This is a genomic window from Planomonospora corallina (assembly GCF_042650625.1).
Taxonomy (GTDB): Bacteria; Actinomycetota; Actinomycetes; order Streptosporangiales; family Streptosporangiaceae; genus Planomonospora_B; species Planomonospora_B corallina.
Map to the genome: position 1 here is coordinate 21,174 of NZ_JBHSBM010000010.1, position 15,089 is coordinate 36,262.

Annotated in this window: 15 protein-coding genes; 5 read left to right on the forward strand and 10 right to left on the reverse strand. The window is 74.1% G+C overall.

The window, feature by feature from the left end:
* Positions 1-74: 74 nt before the first annotated feature.
* The 3 genes from ACFOWE_RS03690 to ACFOWE_RS03700 all read right to left on the reverse strand — a co-directional run bounded on the left by ACFOWE_RS03690 (position 75) and on the right by ACFOWE_RS03700 (position 2,683).
* Positions 75-698, reverse strand: coding sequence for a DJ-1/PfpI family protein (locus tag ACFOWE_RS03690; protein ID WP_377285354.1), 624 nt, complete (start codon positions 696-698; stop codon positions 75-77).
* A 2-nt stretch (positions 699-700) separates the two neighbouring features.
* Positions 701-1,666, reverse strand: a complete 966-nt coding sequence (locus tag ACFOWE_RS03695) for a GlxA family transcriptional regulator (RefSeq protein ID WP_377285355.1) — start codon at positions 1,664-1,666, stop codon at positions 701-703.
* A 171-nt stretch (positions 1,667-1,837) separates the two neighbouring features.
* Complete coding sequence (locus tag ACFOWE_RS03700; protein WP_377285356.1) at positions 1,838-2,683, reverse strand: NAD(P)H-binding protein; 846 nt, start codon at positions 2,681-2,683, stop codon at positions 1,838-1,840.
* An 82-nt stretch (positions 2,684-2,765) separates the two neighbouring features.
* Between ACFOWE_RS03700 and ACFOWE_RS03705 the strand changes: the two genes are divergently transcribed.
* From ACFOWE_RS03705 to ACFOWE_RS03720, 4 genes are all read left to right on the forward strand, one after another.
* Positions 2,766-3,380: a TetR/AcrR family transcriptional regulator gene (locus ACFOWE_RS03705; protein ID WP_377285357.1), complete on the forward strand. Its 615-nt coding sequence runs from the start codon at positions 2,766-2,768 to the stop codon at positions 3,378-3,380.
* A 203-nt stretch (positions 3,381-3,583) separates the two neighbouring features.
* Positions 3,584-5,668, forward strand: a complete 2,085-nt coding sequence (locus ACFOWE_RS03710; protein ID WP_377285358.1) for an MMPL family transporter — start codon at positions 3,584-3,586, stop codon at positions 5,666-5,668.
* 173 nt (positions 5,669-5,841) lie between these two features.
* Positions 5,842-6,714 carry a sterol desaturase family protein gene (locus ACFOWE_RS03715; protein ID WP_377285359.1) on the forward strand — a complete coding sequence of 291 codons (873 nt, stop codon included), beginning with the start codon at positions 5,842-5,844 and terminating at the stop codon, positions 6,712-6,714.
* Entirely contained in the window at positions 6,711-7,370 is a 660-nt protein-coding gene (locus ACFOWE_RS03720; RefSeq protein WP_377285360.1) for a lysoplasmalogenase, read from the forward strand. Before ACFOWE_RS03715 ends, ACFOWE_RS03720 begins: the two co-directional genes overlap by 4 nt.
* Before the next feature lie 79 nt (positions 7,371-7,449).
* Here the strand turns inward: ACFOWE_RS03720 and ACFOWE_RS03725 are convergent, their stop codons facing one another.
* The 3 genes from ACFOWE_RS03725 to ACFOWE_RS03735 form a co-directional block, all read right to left on the reverse strand.
* The gene (locus ACFOWE_RS03725) at positions 7,450-8,406 is read right to left on the reverse strand and encodes a YbgA family protein (protein ID WP_377285361.1); all 957 of its coding nucleotides are present in this window, start codon (positions 8,404-8,406) and stop codon (positions 7,450-7,452) included.
* Positions 8,407-8,479: 73 nt separating this feature from the next.
* Positions 8,480-9,019 carry an RNA polymerase sigma factor gene (locus ACFOWE_RS03730; protein ID WP_377285363.1) on the reverse strand — a complete coding sequence of 180 codons (540 nt, stop codon included), beginning with the start codon at positions 9,017-9,019 and terminating at the stop codon, positions 8,480-8,482.
* A 91-nt stretch (positions 9,020-9,110) separates the two neighbouring features.
* The gene (locus ACFOWE_RS03735; RefSeq protein ID WP_377285365.1) at positions 9,111-10,259 is read right to left on the reverse strand and encodes a MerR family transcriptional regulator; all 1,149 of its coding nucleotides are present in this window, start codon (positions 10,257-10,259) and stop codon (positions 9,111-9,113) included.
* A gap of 257 nt (positions 10,260-10,516) precedes the next feature.
* Here ACFOWE_RS03735 and ACFOWE_RS03740 point away from each other — a divergent pair, with 257 nt between their 5' ends.
* Positions 10,517-11,287, forward strand: a complete 771-nt coding sequence (locus ACFOWE_RS03740; protein ID WP_377285366.1) for an SAM-dependent methyltransferase — start codon at positions 10,517-10,519, stop codon at positions 11,285-11,287.
* Positions 11,288-11,515: 228 nt separating this feature from the next.
* Here the strand turns inward: ACFOWE_RS03740 and ACFOWE_RS03745 are convergent, their stop codons facing one another.
* From ACFOWE_RS03745 to ACFOWE_RS03760, 4 genes are all read right to left on the reverse strand, one after another.
* Entirely contained in the window at positions 11,516-11,860 is a 345-nt protein-coding gene (locus ACFOWE_RS03745) for a hypothetical protein (protein ID WP_377285368.1), read from the reverse strand.
* A 38-nt stretch (positions 11,861-11,898) separates the two neighbouring features.
* On the reverse strand, positions 11,899-12,576 hold the full coding sequence (locus ACFOWE_RS03750; protein ID WP_377285370.1) for a uracil-DNA glycosylase: 678 nt from the start codon (positions 12,574-12,576) through the stop codon (positions 11,899-11,901).
* Positions 12,577-12,779: 203 nt separating this feature from the next.
* Positions 12,780-13,667, reverse strand: a complete 888-nt coding sequence (locus ACFOWE_RS03755; RefSeq protein ID WP_377285371.1) for a carbohydrate ABC transporter permease — start codon at positions 13,665-13,667, stop codon at positions 12,780-12,782.
* A complete protein-coding gene (locus ACFOWE_RS03760) occupies positions 13,664-15,085 on the reverse strand; it encodes an ABC transporter permease (RefSeq protein ID WP_377285373.1) in 1,422 nt (473 codons plus the stop codon). The genes ACFOWE_RS03755 and ACFOWE_RS03760 overlap by 4 nt, the downstream gene beginning before the upstream one ends.
* Positions 15,086-15,089: the final 4 nt, after the last annotated feature.

Sequence of the window (15,089 nt, forward strand, 5' to 3'; positions counted from 1 at the left end):
CGCCGTCCGCCGGGCCGTTCGCCACCGGGGCGCTCACGGCTGGGGCGCTCGCCGCCGGACGGGGCGGCGGCGGCTCAGCCGATCAGGCTCAGGGCGCGGCCGGTGAGGCCGGCCGGGGCGGTCTTCGGCGAGCCCGCCGCGAACGGGGGCCGCGGGTCGTACTCGATCGCCAGCTGCACGGCCTGCGCGGTCTCCCGGTCGGCGGCTTCGGCCAGCAGGGCCAGCGCCATGTCGATCCCGGCCGAGACGCCCGCGGAGGTCACCACCTTGCCGTCCGTGACCACCCGCTCGCCCACGGGTTCGGCGCCGAAGCCGGCGAGGTGGTCGAGCCATCCCCAGTGGGTGGTGGCCCGGCGCCCGCGCAGCAGGCCGGCGGCGCCCAGCAGGAAGGAGCCGCTGCACACCGAGGCCGTCCACCGGGTGTGCTCGTGCGCCCGGGCGATCCAGCCGACCAGGTCGGGGTCGGAGATCGCGTCGAGCGTCCCGGGCCCGCCGGGGACCACGACCACGTCCGGGTGCGGCAGGTCGGCCAGGCGGGCGGTGGCGGCCAGGGACAGGGAGCCGCGGTCGTCGGCGACCGGCCCGGTCTCGGCGGCCGCGAAGGTGACCGTCCAGCCGGGTGCGAAGGCCAGCACCGTGTACGGGCCGACGGCGTCGAGCGCGGTGAAACGGGGGTACAGCGGGATGACGACGTGCACGGTCAACTCTCCTTGACGTGGAAGCGGCGGCGGTAGTCGCCGGGTGAGGTCCGCCAGTGCCGGCGGAAGAGGCGGTAGAGGGTCTCGGGGGTGCCCAGCCCGCACTCCCGGGCGACCCGGTCCAGCGGGTGGTCGGTCGTCTCCAGCAGGCGGCGGGCGGCGTCGGCCCGGCTGCGCTCGACGTACCGGCCGGGCGGCAGGCCGGTCTGCGCGGTGAAGACGCGGGAGAAGTGGCGCTCGCTCATCCCGGTCCGGCGGGCGAGGGCGGGAACGCTCAGGTCCTCGGCCGGGTGGGCGTCGATGAACGCCTGCAGCTCCCGCAGCGGCTCACTGCGGGGGGCCAGCGCCCGCAGCGGCGCGCTGAACTGGCTCTGCCCGCCGGGCCGGTGCAGGTACACCACCAGGCCCCGTGCCACGTCCCGGGCCAGCCGGTGGCCGTGGTCGTCCGCCACCAGGGCCAGGGCGAGGTCCACCCCGGCGCTGACCCCGGCCGAGGTCCACACGTCGCCGTCCCGGACGTAGACGGGGTCGGCGTCCACCTCGACGCCGGGGTAACGGCGGGCCAGCTCGCCGGCGGTCAGCCAGTGCGTGGTGGCGCGCCGGCCGTCGAGCAGCCCGGCCTCGGCCAGCAGCAGCGCCCCGTTGCACACCGACGCCGTCCGGCGGGCGGAGCCGGCCAGCCGGGCGATCCCGTCCACCAGCTCCCGGTCGCGCAGGCGCCCGGGCACGGACAGGCCGCCGACGACCATCAGGGTGTCGACCGGCCCGGTGATCTCGGCGAGGGAGACCTGCGCGGTGGTCGCGATGCCGTTGTGCGCCGGTACGGCGCCCGCCCGCACGGCCGCCACGCGCAGCCGGTAGCCGTCCGACCGGGTGCACAGGTTCGCGGTCGCGAACACGTCGGCCGGTCCGGCCAGGTCGAACAGCTGGAAGCCGTCGAAGATCACGAGGACGATGTCGCGGGGCACCCCTCCATGCTGGGCGCCGGCCCGCCGTGGCGGCAATGACACGATCATTGCGTTTCCTGCCACGCCGGCCCGGCACCGCCGGCCCGAGGGCGTCGGCCTCGGGCCGGCGGTGTCCTGACCGCGGCCGACTGCGGCCGCCGTCATGTCCGCCGGTGGACCGCTGCGCCGGGACTACCGGAACACCGCGGCGTTGCGCCGCGCCCAGGCGGTGTAGGTGCGGGGCGCGCGGCCGAGGACACGCTCGACGTCGGGGCTGACGCGCCGTTCGGCGGGGGTGGGGGCGCCGAGGATGGCGAGGGTGGTCTCGATCACGGGCTCGGGCATGAACCGCAGCATCCGCGCGCGGGCCTGCTCCGGGGTCTGCTCGACGAACCGGACGGGCTCGCCGAGGGCGTCGCCGATCGCCGCGGCCTGCTGCCGGGGCGTGACGGGGGCGGGGCCGGTCAGCTCGTAGACCTGCCCGGCGTGGCCGTCCTCGCGCAGGACCGCCGCGGCGACCTCGGCGATGTCGAGCGGGTCGACGACCGGCAGGCCGACGTCGCCGAAGGGCGCGGTGACGGTCCGCTCCGTGCGGACCGCCTCGGCCCAGGCGTAGGTGTTGGAGGCGAAGCCGCCGGGCCGCAGGATCGTCCACTCCATGCCCGAGCGCCGGACGGCGTCCTCGATGGAGCGCATGAGGGTCCCGTGGGAGGCCGACTCCGGCCGGGTCGCCACCCCCTGGGAGGACAGCAGCACCACTCGCCGTACGCCGCCGGCCTCGGCGGCGCCGAGGAGGGCCCGCGGGTCGAGCGCGTGCGCGGCGGCGCCGCCGCTCTGCAGGAAGAGGGCGTCGGCGCCGTCGAGGACGGGCCGCAGGCTCCCCGCGTCGGTCAGGTCCGCCCGCCGGTGCGCGACGCCCGGCGGCACGTCCGCGGGCGTGATCCCGCGGGAGGTCGCCGTCACCTTCCCACCGGCCGCTGCGAGCGCCCGCACGAGCGGACGGCCGACGTTCCCGGTCGCCCCGGTCACCACGATCATGTCGTTCCCCGTTCATTAGTTAGTTGGCTGACTTAGAAAGACGATAGCACGGTCCGGTGGCCGGTTGTCTATAGTCAGTCAGGTGACCGACTCAACACGGGCCTCGGCGCGGGGAGCCGGCAAGCGGCGGCGGCTGGCGGCCGCGGCCGCGGCCGTCCTGCACCGGCAGGGCGCCGAGCGCACCACCATCGCCGACATCGCCGCCGCCGCCGACGTTCCGGTCGGGAACGTGTACTACTACTTCAAGACCAAGGACGAGCTGGTCCAGGCCGCTCTCGCCGAGCACGCCGGCAACCTCGCCGAGCTGACCGGCGAGCTCGGCAAGCTCCCCGACCCGCTCCGGCGCCTCAAGGCCCTGGTCGAGGCGTGGGTCGCACAGCGCGACGTCGCGGCCCGCTACGGCTGCCCGACCGGCACCCTTGCGGTCGAGCTCGACAAACGCGCCGAAGGAGGCCTCGACCTGGAGGCGGGCAGGGTCATCCGGCTGCTGCTGGACTGGGTGGAGCACCAGTTCCGCGACCTGGGCCTGCCCGACCCCGAGGACCTCGCCCTCACGTTCGTCGGCGCCTACCAGGGCATGTCGCTCCTGGCCAACGCCCTGCGGGATCCGGAGATCATGACCCGTCAGGGGGCCCGCCTGACCCGCTGGCTCGACTCCCTCGACGGCGGCGGCACCGGCGCGCGCCCCGCCCCCTGAGCCGGACGGCCGCGCCGGACGGCGGGACCCCGCCCTCGGACACCTCCGCCTACGGTCGCCCCGCCCTCGGACGCCTACGGTCGCCCTCGCTCTGCGGGAGCCGTACGCCGAGGGCCCTGGTGCGACAGGTGTAACAGGACCGCGACGGGATAAGGGGGCTGCGGCGTGGGAGCGGAGCGGTGGCGGACCTCGGGGGTGGGCGGGTGCGGGGCCTGAGTGCGGCGGTGTGCGGACGGACCGGTAAATGGGTCGTCCTGGCGGTCTGGCTGCTGGTCGCGGCCGGGGCGGGCCTCCTCGGCGGGAGGCTGGAGGAGGCGCAGACCAACGACGCCTCGTCGTTCCTGCCGGGCTCGGCCGAGTCCACGGTGGTGCAGGAGGCGCAGCGCGCCTCCCGGGCCGGGGACCAGGTCCCGGCGATCGTGGTCTACGAGGGGCGGCCGGTGGCGGAGGCCGCCGCCGACGCGGAGCGCTTCGCCGCGCTGGAGGGGGTCGCCGGGCGGGTGTCGCCGCCCGTCCCGGCGGAGGGCGGCGGGGCGGTGCAGGTGGTCGTCCCGCTCGACGGGAGCGACTACGACACGCTGACCTCGGCGGTCGGGAAGATCCGCGAGATCACCGGCGGGCGCGCGTACGTGACCGGCCCGGCCGGGCAGAGCACCGACACGATCGAGGTCTTCGGCTCGATCGACGCGACGCTGCTGGCCGCGACCTCCGCCGTGGTCGTCCTGGTGCTTCTGCTCACCTACCGCAGCCCGCTGCTCTGGCTGCTCCCGTTCCTGGCCGCGGGGGTGGCGCTGGCCTGCTCGCGGGCCGGCAACTACCTGCTGGCCGAGTACGCGGGCCTGACCGTGAGCGGGCAGAGCGGCGGCATCCTGATGGTGCTGGTCTTCGGCGTCGCCACCGACTACGCGCTGCTGCTGGTGGCCCGCTACCGCGAGGAGCTCGCCCGGCACGAGGACCGGCACGAGGCGATGGCCGTCGCGCTGCGCCGGGCCACCCCGGCGATCGCGGCCAGCGCCGCCACCGTGGCCGCCGGGCTCTGCTGCCTGCTGGTGGCCGACCAGAACGCCACCCGGGGCCTGGGCCCGGTCTGCGCGGTGGGCGTGGCCTGCGCCCTGGCCGCCATGCTGACGCTGCTGCCCGCGCTGCTGGTGATCTGCCCGCGCGGGGTCTTCTGGCCCAGGGTCCCGGTGTACGGCGAGGCGGCCGAGAGCGGCTCCCGCCTCTGGGACCGGGCCGGCGCCGTGATCGCCCGCCGCCCCCGGCTCACCTGGATAGGCACGGCGCTGGGCCTGGGCGCGCTGACGCTGACGCTGACCGCCACGGCCGTCGGTCCGCTGGCCGAGGCCGACGCCTACCGGAGCGCGCCCGAGTCCGTGCGCGGCGCCGAGGTCCTGGACCGGCACTTCGGTACCGGGCAGGAGGGGTCGCTGGTGGTGCTCGCCCCCGCCGGCGAGGCCGGGCGGGTCACCGCCGCGGTCGCCGCCGACCCGGGCGTGGAGCGGATCGGGGCCCGGGGCGCGGGCGGCCGGCCCGGAGGCGGCGTCCCCGAGACCGTGGACGGGCAGGTCCTGCTCCGCGGCGCGCTGAAGGACGCGCCGGACAGCCAGGCCGCCTACGCGACGGTCGAACGGCTCCGCGAGATCCCCGGCGCGACGGTCGGCGGCACCGCGGCGGTCAACCTGGACGGCACGCGCGCCTCCGAGCGGGACCTGCGCGTGGTCGCCCCGCTGATCCTGGCGGTCGTCTTCCTGGTCCTGGTGATCCTGCTCCGCGCGCTGGTCGCGCCGCTGCTGCTGATGGCCACGGTCGTGCTCTCCTTCGCGGCGGCGCTCGGGGTGAGCGGCCTGGTCTTCACCGGGCTGTTCGGCTTCGCCGCGGTGGACACCGGGGTGCCGCTGCTGGCGTTCGTCTTCCTGGTGGCGGTCGGCGTCGACTACAACATCTTCCTGATCACCCGGATCCAGGAGGAGGCGGCGGTCCACGGCACCCGCGGGGCCGCCCTCATCGGGCTCTCCGCCACCGGAGGGGTTATCACCTCGGCGGGCGTGGTGCTCGCGGCGACCTTCGCGGTGCTGGGCGTGCTGCCCCTGGTGGTCCTCGCCGAGCTGGGCTTCGTCGTCGCGTTCGGCGTCCTGCTGGACACCTTCGTGGTCCGTTCGGTGCTGCTGACCGCGCTCGCCCTGGACGTGGGCCGGTGGATGTGGTGGCCGAACCGGCGGCTGCTGAGGGAGGACGGCACCGAGGGCGCGGCCGTGCCCGACCTGGCGGGCAGCCGGCCCGCGGGCTGACCCGGGCGCCGCTCCCCGGGCCGGGGCGGTCCAGGAGGTGATCGACGTCCTGCCGGGCGCCGCTGAACGCCGTTCCCCGGGCCGGGGCGGTCCAAGGCGGTCCATGGAACGGTGTCCGGATCGTTGCCGGATGGCCCTTCGTGGGGGGTGATGTGCATCACTAGTATCCCGGCATGCCGGATCTTCCCGATGTCGTGTTGTGGTCCATCCCCGCCTTCCTCGTGCTGCTGGCTGCCGAGGCGGTCTCCTACCGGCTCCACCCGGACGACGACGAGCTCGGCTTCGAACGGAAGGACACGCTGACCAGCCTGGCCATGGGGCTCGGCAGTCTCGGCTGGGACCTGCTCTGGGCTGTGCCGATCGCGGTGGTCAACGCCGGGGTGTTCGGCTGGCTCTATCTCGCCGCCTCCTGGGAGATCCCGGTGACCTGGCCGTGGACCCTGGCGGCGGTCGTCGTCTACGACTTCTTCTACTACTGGTCGCACCGGGGCCACCACGTGATCCGGCTGCTGTGGGCCTCGCACGTGGTCCACCACTCCAGCCGGCGTTTCAACCTCTCCACCGCGCTCCGGCAGCCCTGGACCGGGTTCACCGGGTGGATCTTCTACGTGCCGATGGGCGTGGCGGGCTTCCACCCGGCGGTGGTGGCCTTCGTCGGCGGCGTCAACCTCGTCTACCAGTTCTGGATCCACACCGAGCGGATCGGCCGGCTCCACCCCTGGTTCGAGTTCCTCTTCAACACGCCCTCCCACCACCGGGTCCACCACGCCTCGCAGGGCTCCTACCTGGACCGGAACTTCGGCGGGATCCTCATCGTCTGGGACCGGGCGTTCGGCTCGTTCGCCCCCGAGACGGAGCGGCCCGTCTACGGCCTGACCAAGAACATCGAGACCCACAACCCGGTGATGGTGGCCTTCCACGAGTACCTGTCCATCGGCCGCGACGTCGTGCGCTCCCGCGACTGGCGCGAGCGCCTGGGCCGGGTGTTCCGCTCGCCGGGCTGGCAGCCGTCCCGGCCCGTCCTGCCGGAGGAGGTCTCCCGGTGAACCCGTCCGCGAGCCTTCTCCCGCGGCTCCCGTCCGCCGCGCTCGCCGCCTTCGCGGTCTGCTCGGCGCTGCACCTGGCCGCGGTCGCCGCGGACACGGGCCTGCCCGCCTCGGTCACCAAGGCACTGCTCATGCCGCTGCTGGCCGCCTGGCTGCTGGCCCGGGGCGGCCCCCGGCCCGTCGTGGCGGGGCTGCTGCTGTCCACCGGGGGCGACATCGCCCTGGAGTTCGAGGGCACCGGCCCGTTCGTCACCGGCATGGCCTTCTTCGCCGCCGCGCACGTCTGCTATGTGGTGTTCTTCCTCCGCGGCGGTGCGGTGGCGGGCCTGCGACGCCAGTGGATCGTCCCCGTCGCCTACGGGGTGGTCTGGGCCGCGATGGTGGTCGCGCTCTGGCCCGGCCTGGGCGCGCTCCGCATCCCCGTCGCGCTGTACTCGCTGCTGCTCACCGCGACCGCGGTGACCTCCGCCGGGTACGGCCTGCGCGCCGGGATCGGCGGTTGCCTCTTCCTCGTCTCCGACGCCCTCATCGCCCTCGGCCTGGCGGGGCTGCCGCGCCCGCCGGTGCCGGGGCTGTGGGTGATGGCCACCTACATCGCCGCGCAGTACCTGATCGCCTCCGGGGTCCGCGCCGCCGGGGGCGGGACGGAACCGTAGCCGGGACGCGGCCCGCACGCAGTGCTCTCCTCGCCGTCCCCCGCCTTCCGGGGAGGGCGGCGGCCCGGCGCGGGGCCGTTCAGGCGGGGACGTAGTTGCGCAGGCGGAGCCGTTCGGGGTACGGCGCGAAGTACGTCTGCTCCATGACGTAGGTGGCGGCCTCGCCGCGGGCGTCGTGCCGGATCAGGGCCACCGGCACGCTGAGCGGAACCAGCCCGGCCGCGTAGGAGGCGATGACCTCGGCCAGGTCCGCGCGGCGGACCCGGTCCAGCGCCGCGCCCACCATGCCCGCGCAGTGCTGGAGCACGTTGACGTGCCGGCCGGGGCTCGCCTTCCTGGCCAGAGCCGTACGGAAGACCCGGGCGTACTCGGAGGCCAGCTCCACGCGGCCGAGCGCGCCCGCACGGGCCACGATCCGCCCGGCCTCGCGGTAGAGGTCGGGGTCGTGGGCGAGGATCTGCATCTTGTGGCGGGCGTGGAAGGCGACCAGGTCGCGCGGGTGCCAGTCGCCCGCCAGCAGCGCCCGGAGCCGGGCGGTGGCGAAGATCCGCTCGACGAAGGTCTCGCGGAGCAGCGGGTCGTGCAGCCGTCCCTCGTCCTCCACCGCCAGCAGCGGGTGGGCGTCCATGATCGGGGCCGCGAACACGCCCCGGCTCCTGCGGCCCGCGGGGGCGCTCCCCTCGTGGACCGGGACGCCGTGGACGCCGCAGCTGGGGCTCTTGGACTTGAAGACGTAGCCGTCGACGTCGTCGAGGGCGCGGGCCCGCTCGGCGGCCAGGGCGGCCATCGGCCCGGTGAGGTCCCGCCGGGTCTTCCGGGTCACCAGGTGCGGGCCTTCAGGGGCGTTCTCCAGACGCAGGGTCTCGCGCGGGGCGCCGAGGCCGAGCGCGATCTCCGGGCAGAACGGCACCCAGTCGACGTAGGGGTCCAGCTCCCCGCTGAGGAACCTGTCCCGGCTGTGGCCGCCGTTGAAGCGGACCGGATCGCCGAGCAGGCAGCTGGAGACCCCGACCCGGGGGCGGACACCGTCATCCATGTCTGGATTCATGGCTGTTGTCTGGTTCTTGTCCATGTTCTCCATGTTCGTCTCCTGCCACGAGGGCCACGAGTCATGCCGCGGCCGGAGTAAGGGCGTCGGAGAGTCTGCGCAGGCCCCGGGCGGTGCGCGCTTTGACGGTGCCCAGCGGCACGTCCAGCAGTTCGGCGATCTCACGCTGGGTCAGGTCGGCGTAGTAGGCCAGCCCGATCGCCTGGCGCTGGGGCGCGGGCAACCCGGCCAGCGCCCGGCGCACCGCGTCGCGGTCGGCCAGTTCCTCGCAGGGGACCGGGTCCGTCGGGTCGGCAGGGCGGGCCGCCGTCTCCAGCGGCACGGTCACGGGCCTGCGCGCCCGCAGGTGGTCCACCGCCCGGTTGTGCGCGATGCCGAGCAGCCACGCGGGGAGGCTGCGGAGCGGGTCGAAGCGGTGCCGGGACCGCCAGATCTCGGCGAAGACCACCTGCTGCACGTCCTCCACGTCCTGCGGTGGCACGAACCTGCGCAGATAGGAGCGGATCAGGGCCCCGTGCGCCCGTAGGCACTCCTCCAGGGCGGCCTCGTCGCCGGCGGCGAGGCGTGCGTTCAGAGCCGGGTCCTGGATCTCTGCCGTCATGGCCGCCTTCTCTCCGAGATAAGCTATTCAAAACTTATTCATATGCGTTCGAATGCGGTGATCGCAAGTGACCTGCGGAGATCCGGGCCCGTCAGCTCGCGGGGGAGCGGTGCAGGGCGGCCGTGATGCGGGCGAGGGCGTCGCGGAAGGAGGTGACGTGCGGGACGGCCGGTGGCAGTCCCGCCCTCCAACCGGGACCGCCCGCCATGATCAGCGCCGGAGGGCGGAGCACGGGCAGCGCGGCGAGCGGCGCCGGATCGCCGGTCGCGGCCATCTGGGACCAGACGAGCACCACCGCCGGGCCGAGGCGGCGCATCGCGTCCCCCAGCGCCGGGTACGGCGTGCGCGCGCCCAGCACGCGCGTCTCGGCCCTGTGGTCCAGGGTCAGCACGGCGGCCAGGGCGTGGAGGGGCAGGCTGTGCTGCTCCTCCTGCGCGCAGGCCAGTAGCACCGGCCGCCCGTTCACCGGGTCCCGCGGACGCCGGACGAGCGGGGCCAGCGCGGCGGTCAGCCGGTCGGAGAACAGGTGCTCGACCTCGATGGCCGCCCCGGTGTCCGACTGGCGCCGGGAGATCCTGGCGAACACCGGCAGCACCAGCCGCTCCCAGGTCCACAGGACGCCGTGCCGCTCCAGGGCGGCGCCGAGCCACTCGGAGACGGCCTCGCCGTCCAGGGCCGCCGCGGCCCGCGCCAGCATCGCCGGGCTCGGGATCTGCGGCCGGGGCTCCGGCGCGAGGGCCCGGGCCCGCGCAGGAATCCCGGCCCGGGCCCGCGCAGGAATCCCGGCCCGGGCCCGCGCAGGAATCCCGGCCCGGGTCTCCGCGGGCGCTCCCGCCGGGAGCTCCGCCGCAGAGCGCGGAGGGGCCGGCGGGGCTCCGGCGGGGGCGTGCGGGGCGGCCCGCGAGGTGACCCCGGTGGAGGCCCCGGTGGAGGCCCCGGTGGGGGCCCCGGTGGGGGCCTCGGTGGAGGTCCCGGGCTGGGCGGTCCCGGCCCCCGGCGGAGGGTGGGCGCTCAGCACGAGCCGGGCGGCGTCCGCGGCCGGGACGCCGGAGCGGATCAGCCGGTTCATCTCCTCCAGGCGCCACAGGTCCGCCGAGTCGTAGCGGCGGTGCCCGCCGGGACTGCGCCGGCTGGGACCGAGGCCGTAGCGGAGGTTCCAGGTGCGCAGGGTCGGCGCGGGCACGCCGAGCCGCCGTGAGACGGCTCCGATGCCGTAATCAGGACCGTTCCCCGTGTTCACCGCTCACCCATCTCCTCGTGCCTCCCGTCCCAGCCTGCCGGCCGGGGCCCGTACCCGGTCCCTGACGGGTTCTTCGTGCCGGAGGCCCGCATGGATGCGGCCGCTGTGGAACGCGCGGGGGACGCGGGTCCGGTCTGTAATGGAAAGCAGGAAAAGAGAGCAATGTTCGGGATGTCGGTCGTGGTGATGATCATTGGGCTACGATCTACGGAATCCGCCGATCCACGGTGAGCGGGACATCAGGGCGAGGTGCGGCGATGAACGAGCGGAACCCCTACGGCATCGACGTGAGCACGGCCAACGTCGCCCGGATCTACGACTTCATGCTCGGCGGCAAGGACAACTTCGCCGCCGACCGCGTCGCCGCCGAGCAGATCCTCAAGGCGTTCCCCGAGTCGCGCGACGGCGTCCGGCTCAACCGGCGCTTCCTCGGCAACGTGGTGCGGTACCTCGCGGAGGAGGAGGGCGTCCGCCAGTTCGTCGACATCGGCGCCGGCCTGCCCACCCAGAAGAACGTGCACGAGGTGGCGCACGCGGTCACCCCCGAGGCGCGCACGGTCTACGTCGACAACGACCCGGTCGTCTGCGTGCACGGCAGAGCGCTGCTCGCCAACACCCCCACCACCGCGATGGTCGAGGGCGACCTGCGCGCCCCCGGCGAGCTCTGGGACAAGGTGGTGGCGACCGGCCTGATCAAGCCGGACGAGCCGGTCGGCGTGCTCATGGTGGCGACCCTGCACTTCCTCGACGACCCCTACGCCGAGGTCGCCGCGGTGCGGGAGGCGATGGCGCCCGGCAGCTTCCTGACGATCACCCATCTGTCGATGACCGAGCGCCGCGCCAGGGACACCGACACGGTGAAGGACGTCTACTCCCGGGCGAGCTCGGGCGTGACCCCGCGCACCATCGAGGAGATCAAGGCATTCTTCGGCGACTTCGAGCTCCTGGACAACGGGCGCTTCATCGACCTCAAGGTGCTGGAGCGCATGGAGATCCTCGGCTGGGGCGGAGTCGGCCGCAAGCCCTGACGGCGCGGGAGGCGGCGCCCCCGGGCGCGAAGCGCGGCCCTGGACGCGGGCGGGGCCGGACAGGGGCGCCGGGCGGGGGCGGGCGCGGGAAAGGGCCGCATCCGCGCCGGCTCCCGGAGGCTCCGCCGCACCCCCTCGCCGGGAGTGCGGTGCGGCGGGTCCTCCGGAACCCGGAATGCGGGTGCGGCCCGTCAGGCGTCCGCGGGCCGGTCGGTGACCGGCGCCCCGTCAGTGGCCGTGGCCGTGGTGGTCGTGCTCGTCGTCCTCGTCCTCGTCGGACGGGCCCTCGGAGGGCTCGACGCTCAGCACGGCCTCACGGGGCTCGATCTGCTCGATGTGCTCGATCAGCGACAGGACGTGGTCCGGCTCGATCAGCCACTGCAGCGCCGTCGCGCCGCTGTCGTCGGCGGAGACCATCTCCGCCTGCTCCTTGCGCTCGTCGTCGTCCAGGTCGGCCTCGGGGTGGTTGATCTCCTTCAGCGCGGCGGCCTGGAGCGCGCCGGTGTCCAGCACCTCCACCGTCAGCTCGACCGTCAGACGCAGGTAGCGCTCAGTGCCCGATTCATCACTCATGGTGAAGAATCCTAGCCCCTCCGGGGAGCCCGATCAGTCTAGGGGAGTTTCCAGTCGACCGGGCTCGTGCCCTGCTGCTCCAGCAACTGGTTGGCACGGCTGAACGGGCGGGAGCCGAAGAAGCCGCTCCGGGCCGACAGGGGGCTCGGGTGGGCCGACTCGATGCGGGGCACGTCACCGAGGAGCGGGGCGAGCGAGCGGGCGTCACGGCCCCACAGGATCGCCACCAGCGGCTTGCCCCGGCCGGCGAGCGCCCGGATGGCCTGGTCGGTGACCTCCTCCCAGCCCTTCCCCCGGTGCGAGGCGGGCTTGCCCGGCATGACGGTGAGCACCCTGTTGAGCAGGAGCACGCCGTGCTCGGCCCACGGGGTCAGGTCGCCGTTGCCGGGCATCGGCAGGCCGAGGTCCTCGGTGAGCTCCTTGAAGATGTTGCGGAGGCTGCCCGGGATCGGGCGCACGTCGGCCGCCACGGAGAAGCTCAGGCCGATCGGATGCCCCGGCGTCGGGTAGGGGTCCTGGCCGACGATCAGCACCTTGACCTGGTCGAAGGGCTGTTTGAAGGCGCGCAGCACATGCTCCCCGGCGGGGAGGTATCCCCGGCCCTCGGCCACCTCCTTCCGGAGGAAGTCGCCCATCTCGGCGACCTTGCCCGCCACGGGCGCCAGGGCCTCGGCCCACCCGGGTTCCACCAGTTCGTTCAACGGACGTGCAGCCATGGTCGGCACCCTATCGAGATCAACCGACATTACGGGCGTCATCGCGCGCAGGCGCGCGGGGTCCTCCGGGACCCGGCTCCGGAGGGCCGCCGGAGCTCCCGGCCGGGAGCGGGTGCGGCCCGGTGAGGCCCGGTGCGGCCCGGTGCGGCCCGCGTGCGGAACACGGGCCGCACCGGGCCTGCCCCCTTCTCTTCAGGTGGTCCTCACTTCACGGAACCCGCCAGCATGCCCTGCACGAAGTACCGCTGGAAGGCGAAGAACAGGATCAACGGGATGATCAGCGACAGGAAGGCGCCCGGCGCGAGGATGTCGACGTTGGTCCCGAACTGCCGCATCTGGGACTGCAGGGCCTTGGTCATCGGCTGGTTGTCGGTGTTGGCGAAGACCAGGGCGACGAGCAGGTCGTTCCAGACCCAGAGGAACTGGAAGATGCCGAGCGAGGCGATGGCCGGCTTGGCCAGCGGGAACACCACGGTCGAGAAGATCTTCCACTCGCCCGCGCCGTCCATCCGCGCCGCCTCCAGCAGCGAGCGCGGGATGCCCGCGAAGAAGTTGCGGAGCAGGAAGATGGCGAATGGCAGCCCGAAGGCCACGTGGAAGAGCACCACGCCGGGGATGGAGCCGAAGACGCCGAGCGTGCCGTACAGCTTCGCGATCGGGATGAGCGCGATCTGGATCGGCACGACCAGCAGGCCGACCACCACCAGGAACAGGGCGTCCCGGCCGGGGAACTCCATCCAGGCGAACGCGTAGGCGGCCATCGCCGCGATGCCGATCACCAGGACCGTCGCGGGCACCGTGATGAGCACGGTGTTCCAGAACGACGCGGTGAACCCGGAGGCCAGCAGGTCGGCGTAGTTCTTCAGGGTGAACTCGGCCGGCTTGGTGAACGCCGTCCACCAGCCGCTGGCGTTGTTGGCGGTCTCCTGCCGGACCGAGACCACGAACAGGCCCAGGGTGGGGACCAGCCAGAACACGCCGATCAGCACCAGCACGGCCTGGACCAGGCCGCCGCCGAGCCGGTCGGCGATCCGGCCCAGGGCTCCGCGGCGCGGCGCGCCGACGGAGGAACCGATGGTGGAGGTCGTCACTGGCTCTCCCTCCTGAAGCGCCGGATGTTGAGGATCATGAAGGGCAGGACGAGGACCAGCAGGAAGATGGCCAGCGCGCTGCCCAGCCCCTGGTGGCCGCCGCCGCCGAAGGAGACCCGCCACATCTCCAGCGCGATCACGTTCGCCTGCGGCTGGACCGATCCGGGTGCGATCACGAAGACCAGGTCGAAGACCTTCAGCGTGTTGATGATCATCGTGACGAAGACGACGAGCAGCACCGGGGAGAGCAGCGGGACGGTGATCCGGCGGAACACCTGCCACTCGCTCGCGCCGTCGATGCGGGCCGCCTCCAGCGCGTCCCGCGGGATGGCCGAGAGTCCCGCCGCGATCATCACCATGGCGAACCCGGCCCACACCCAGACGAACGCGCCGATGATCGCCGGGGTGATCAGCGTCGGGCCGAGCCAGCTCAGGCCGTTGAAGGGCGCCTCGAAGTTCGACTGCGGCAACCGGACGACGTAGTCGCCCGGGGCGAGCCCGGTCAGGCGGAAGGTCCCGTCGGGCTCGGTGACGGCCGTCGCCCCGACCGCGTCTCCGCCGCCGCGCCGCACCGCCTCGACGGTCACCCCGGCCAGGCCCTTCTCGGTGCCGTCCACCTGGCCGGCCTGCCCGCCGCCGCCCTGGGTGAAGTCCACCCAGACGGTGCCGGTGATGTCGCCGGGGCCCGGCGGGGCGGCCGTCCGGGCCGTCGCGGCGCCGGCGAGGTCGGCGGGTTTCACGCCGACCAGCGGGACGAGTACGGCCTGGCCGGGCCGGACGGCCTCCTTGGTCACCACCGCGCCCCGCTCCGCGGTGACCGGGGACCGCTCGTTCTCCCGCGGCCGGGCGTCCGGGTGGCCCTCGGCGGAGCCGAAGGCGTCGCGGACCGAGGTGAGGACGGCGTTGGCCACACCGCGGTCCGGGTCCTGCTCGTAGACCAGGCGGAAGATCACGCCGGAGGCCATCAGGGAGACCGCCATCGGCATGAACACGACCAGCTTGAACGCGGTCGCCCAGCGGATCCGCTCGGTCAGCACCGCGAAGACCAGGCCGAGCGCGGTGACCGTCGCGGGGGCGAAGACCACCCAGATCAGGTTGTTCCTGACGGTGGTCAGGGTCGAGGGGTCGGAGAAGATCGCGGTGTAGTTCGCGGCGCCGACGAAGGTGTCCCCGCCCGCGTCGTAGAGGCTGCGGACGATCGAGTAGACGATCGGGTAGATCACCATCGCGCCGAGCAGGACCGCCGCCGGGAGCAGGAAGGCCACGGCCAGCGTCGGCGACGGGCCCAGCCGGGGGCGCCGCGCCGGTGTCGTCTGGGGGGCGGCGCGGCCCGCGGCCACGCTCGGGGGCCCGGCGGGGGACCCGGCGGCGGCGTCGCCGTCGCGCGGGTCCCGCGGGCCGTCGAACCGGTCGGTCACGGCC

What these genes read in the sequence shown, in the direction of transcription:
- ACFOWE_RS03700 (WP_377285356.1), bottom strand. Translation starts at nt 2,683, where the DNA reads ATGATCGTGGTGACCGGGGCGACCGGGAACGTCGGCCGTCCGCTCGTG.
- ACFOWE_RS03715 (WP_377285359.1), top strand. Translation starts at nt 5,842, where the DNA reads ATGCCGGATCTTCCCGATGTCGTGTTGTGGTCCATCCCCGCCTTCCTC.
- ACFOWE_RS03725 (WP_377285361.1), bottom strand. Translation starts at nt 8,406, where the DNA reads ATGGATGACGGTGTCCGCCCCCGGGTCGGGGTCTCCAGCTGCCTGCTC.
- ACFOWE_RS03730 (WP_377285363.1), bottom strand. Translation starts at nt 9,019, where the DNA reads ATGACGGCAGAGATCCAGGACCCGGCTCTGAACGCACGCCTCGCCGCC.
- ACFOWE_RS03740 (WP_377285366.1), top strand. Translation starts at nt 10,517, where the DNA reads ATGAACGAGCGGAACCCCTACGGCATCGACGTGAGCACGGCCAACGTC.
- ACFOWE_RS03745 (WP_377285368.1), bottom strand. Translation starts at nt 11,860, where the DNA reads ATGAGTGATGAATCGGGCACTGAGCGCTACCTGCGTCTGACGGTCGAG.
- ACFOWE_RS03750 (WP_377285370.1), bottom strand. Translation starts at nt 12,576, where the DNA reads ATGGCTGCACGTCCGTTGAACGAACTGGTGGAACCCGGGTGGGCCGAG.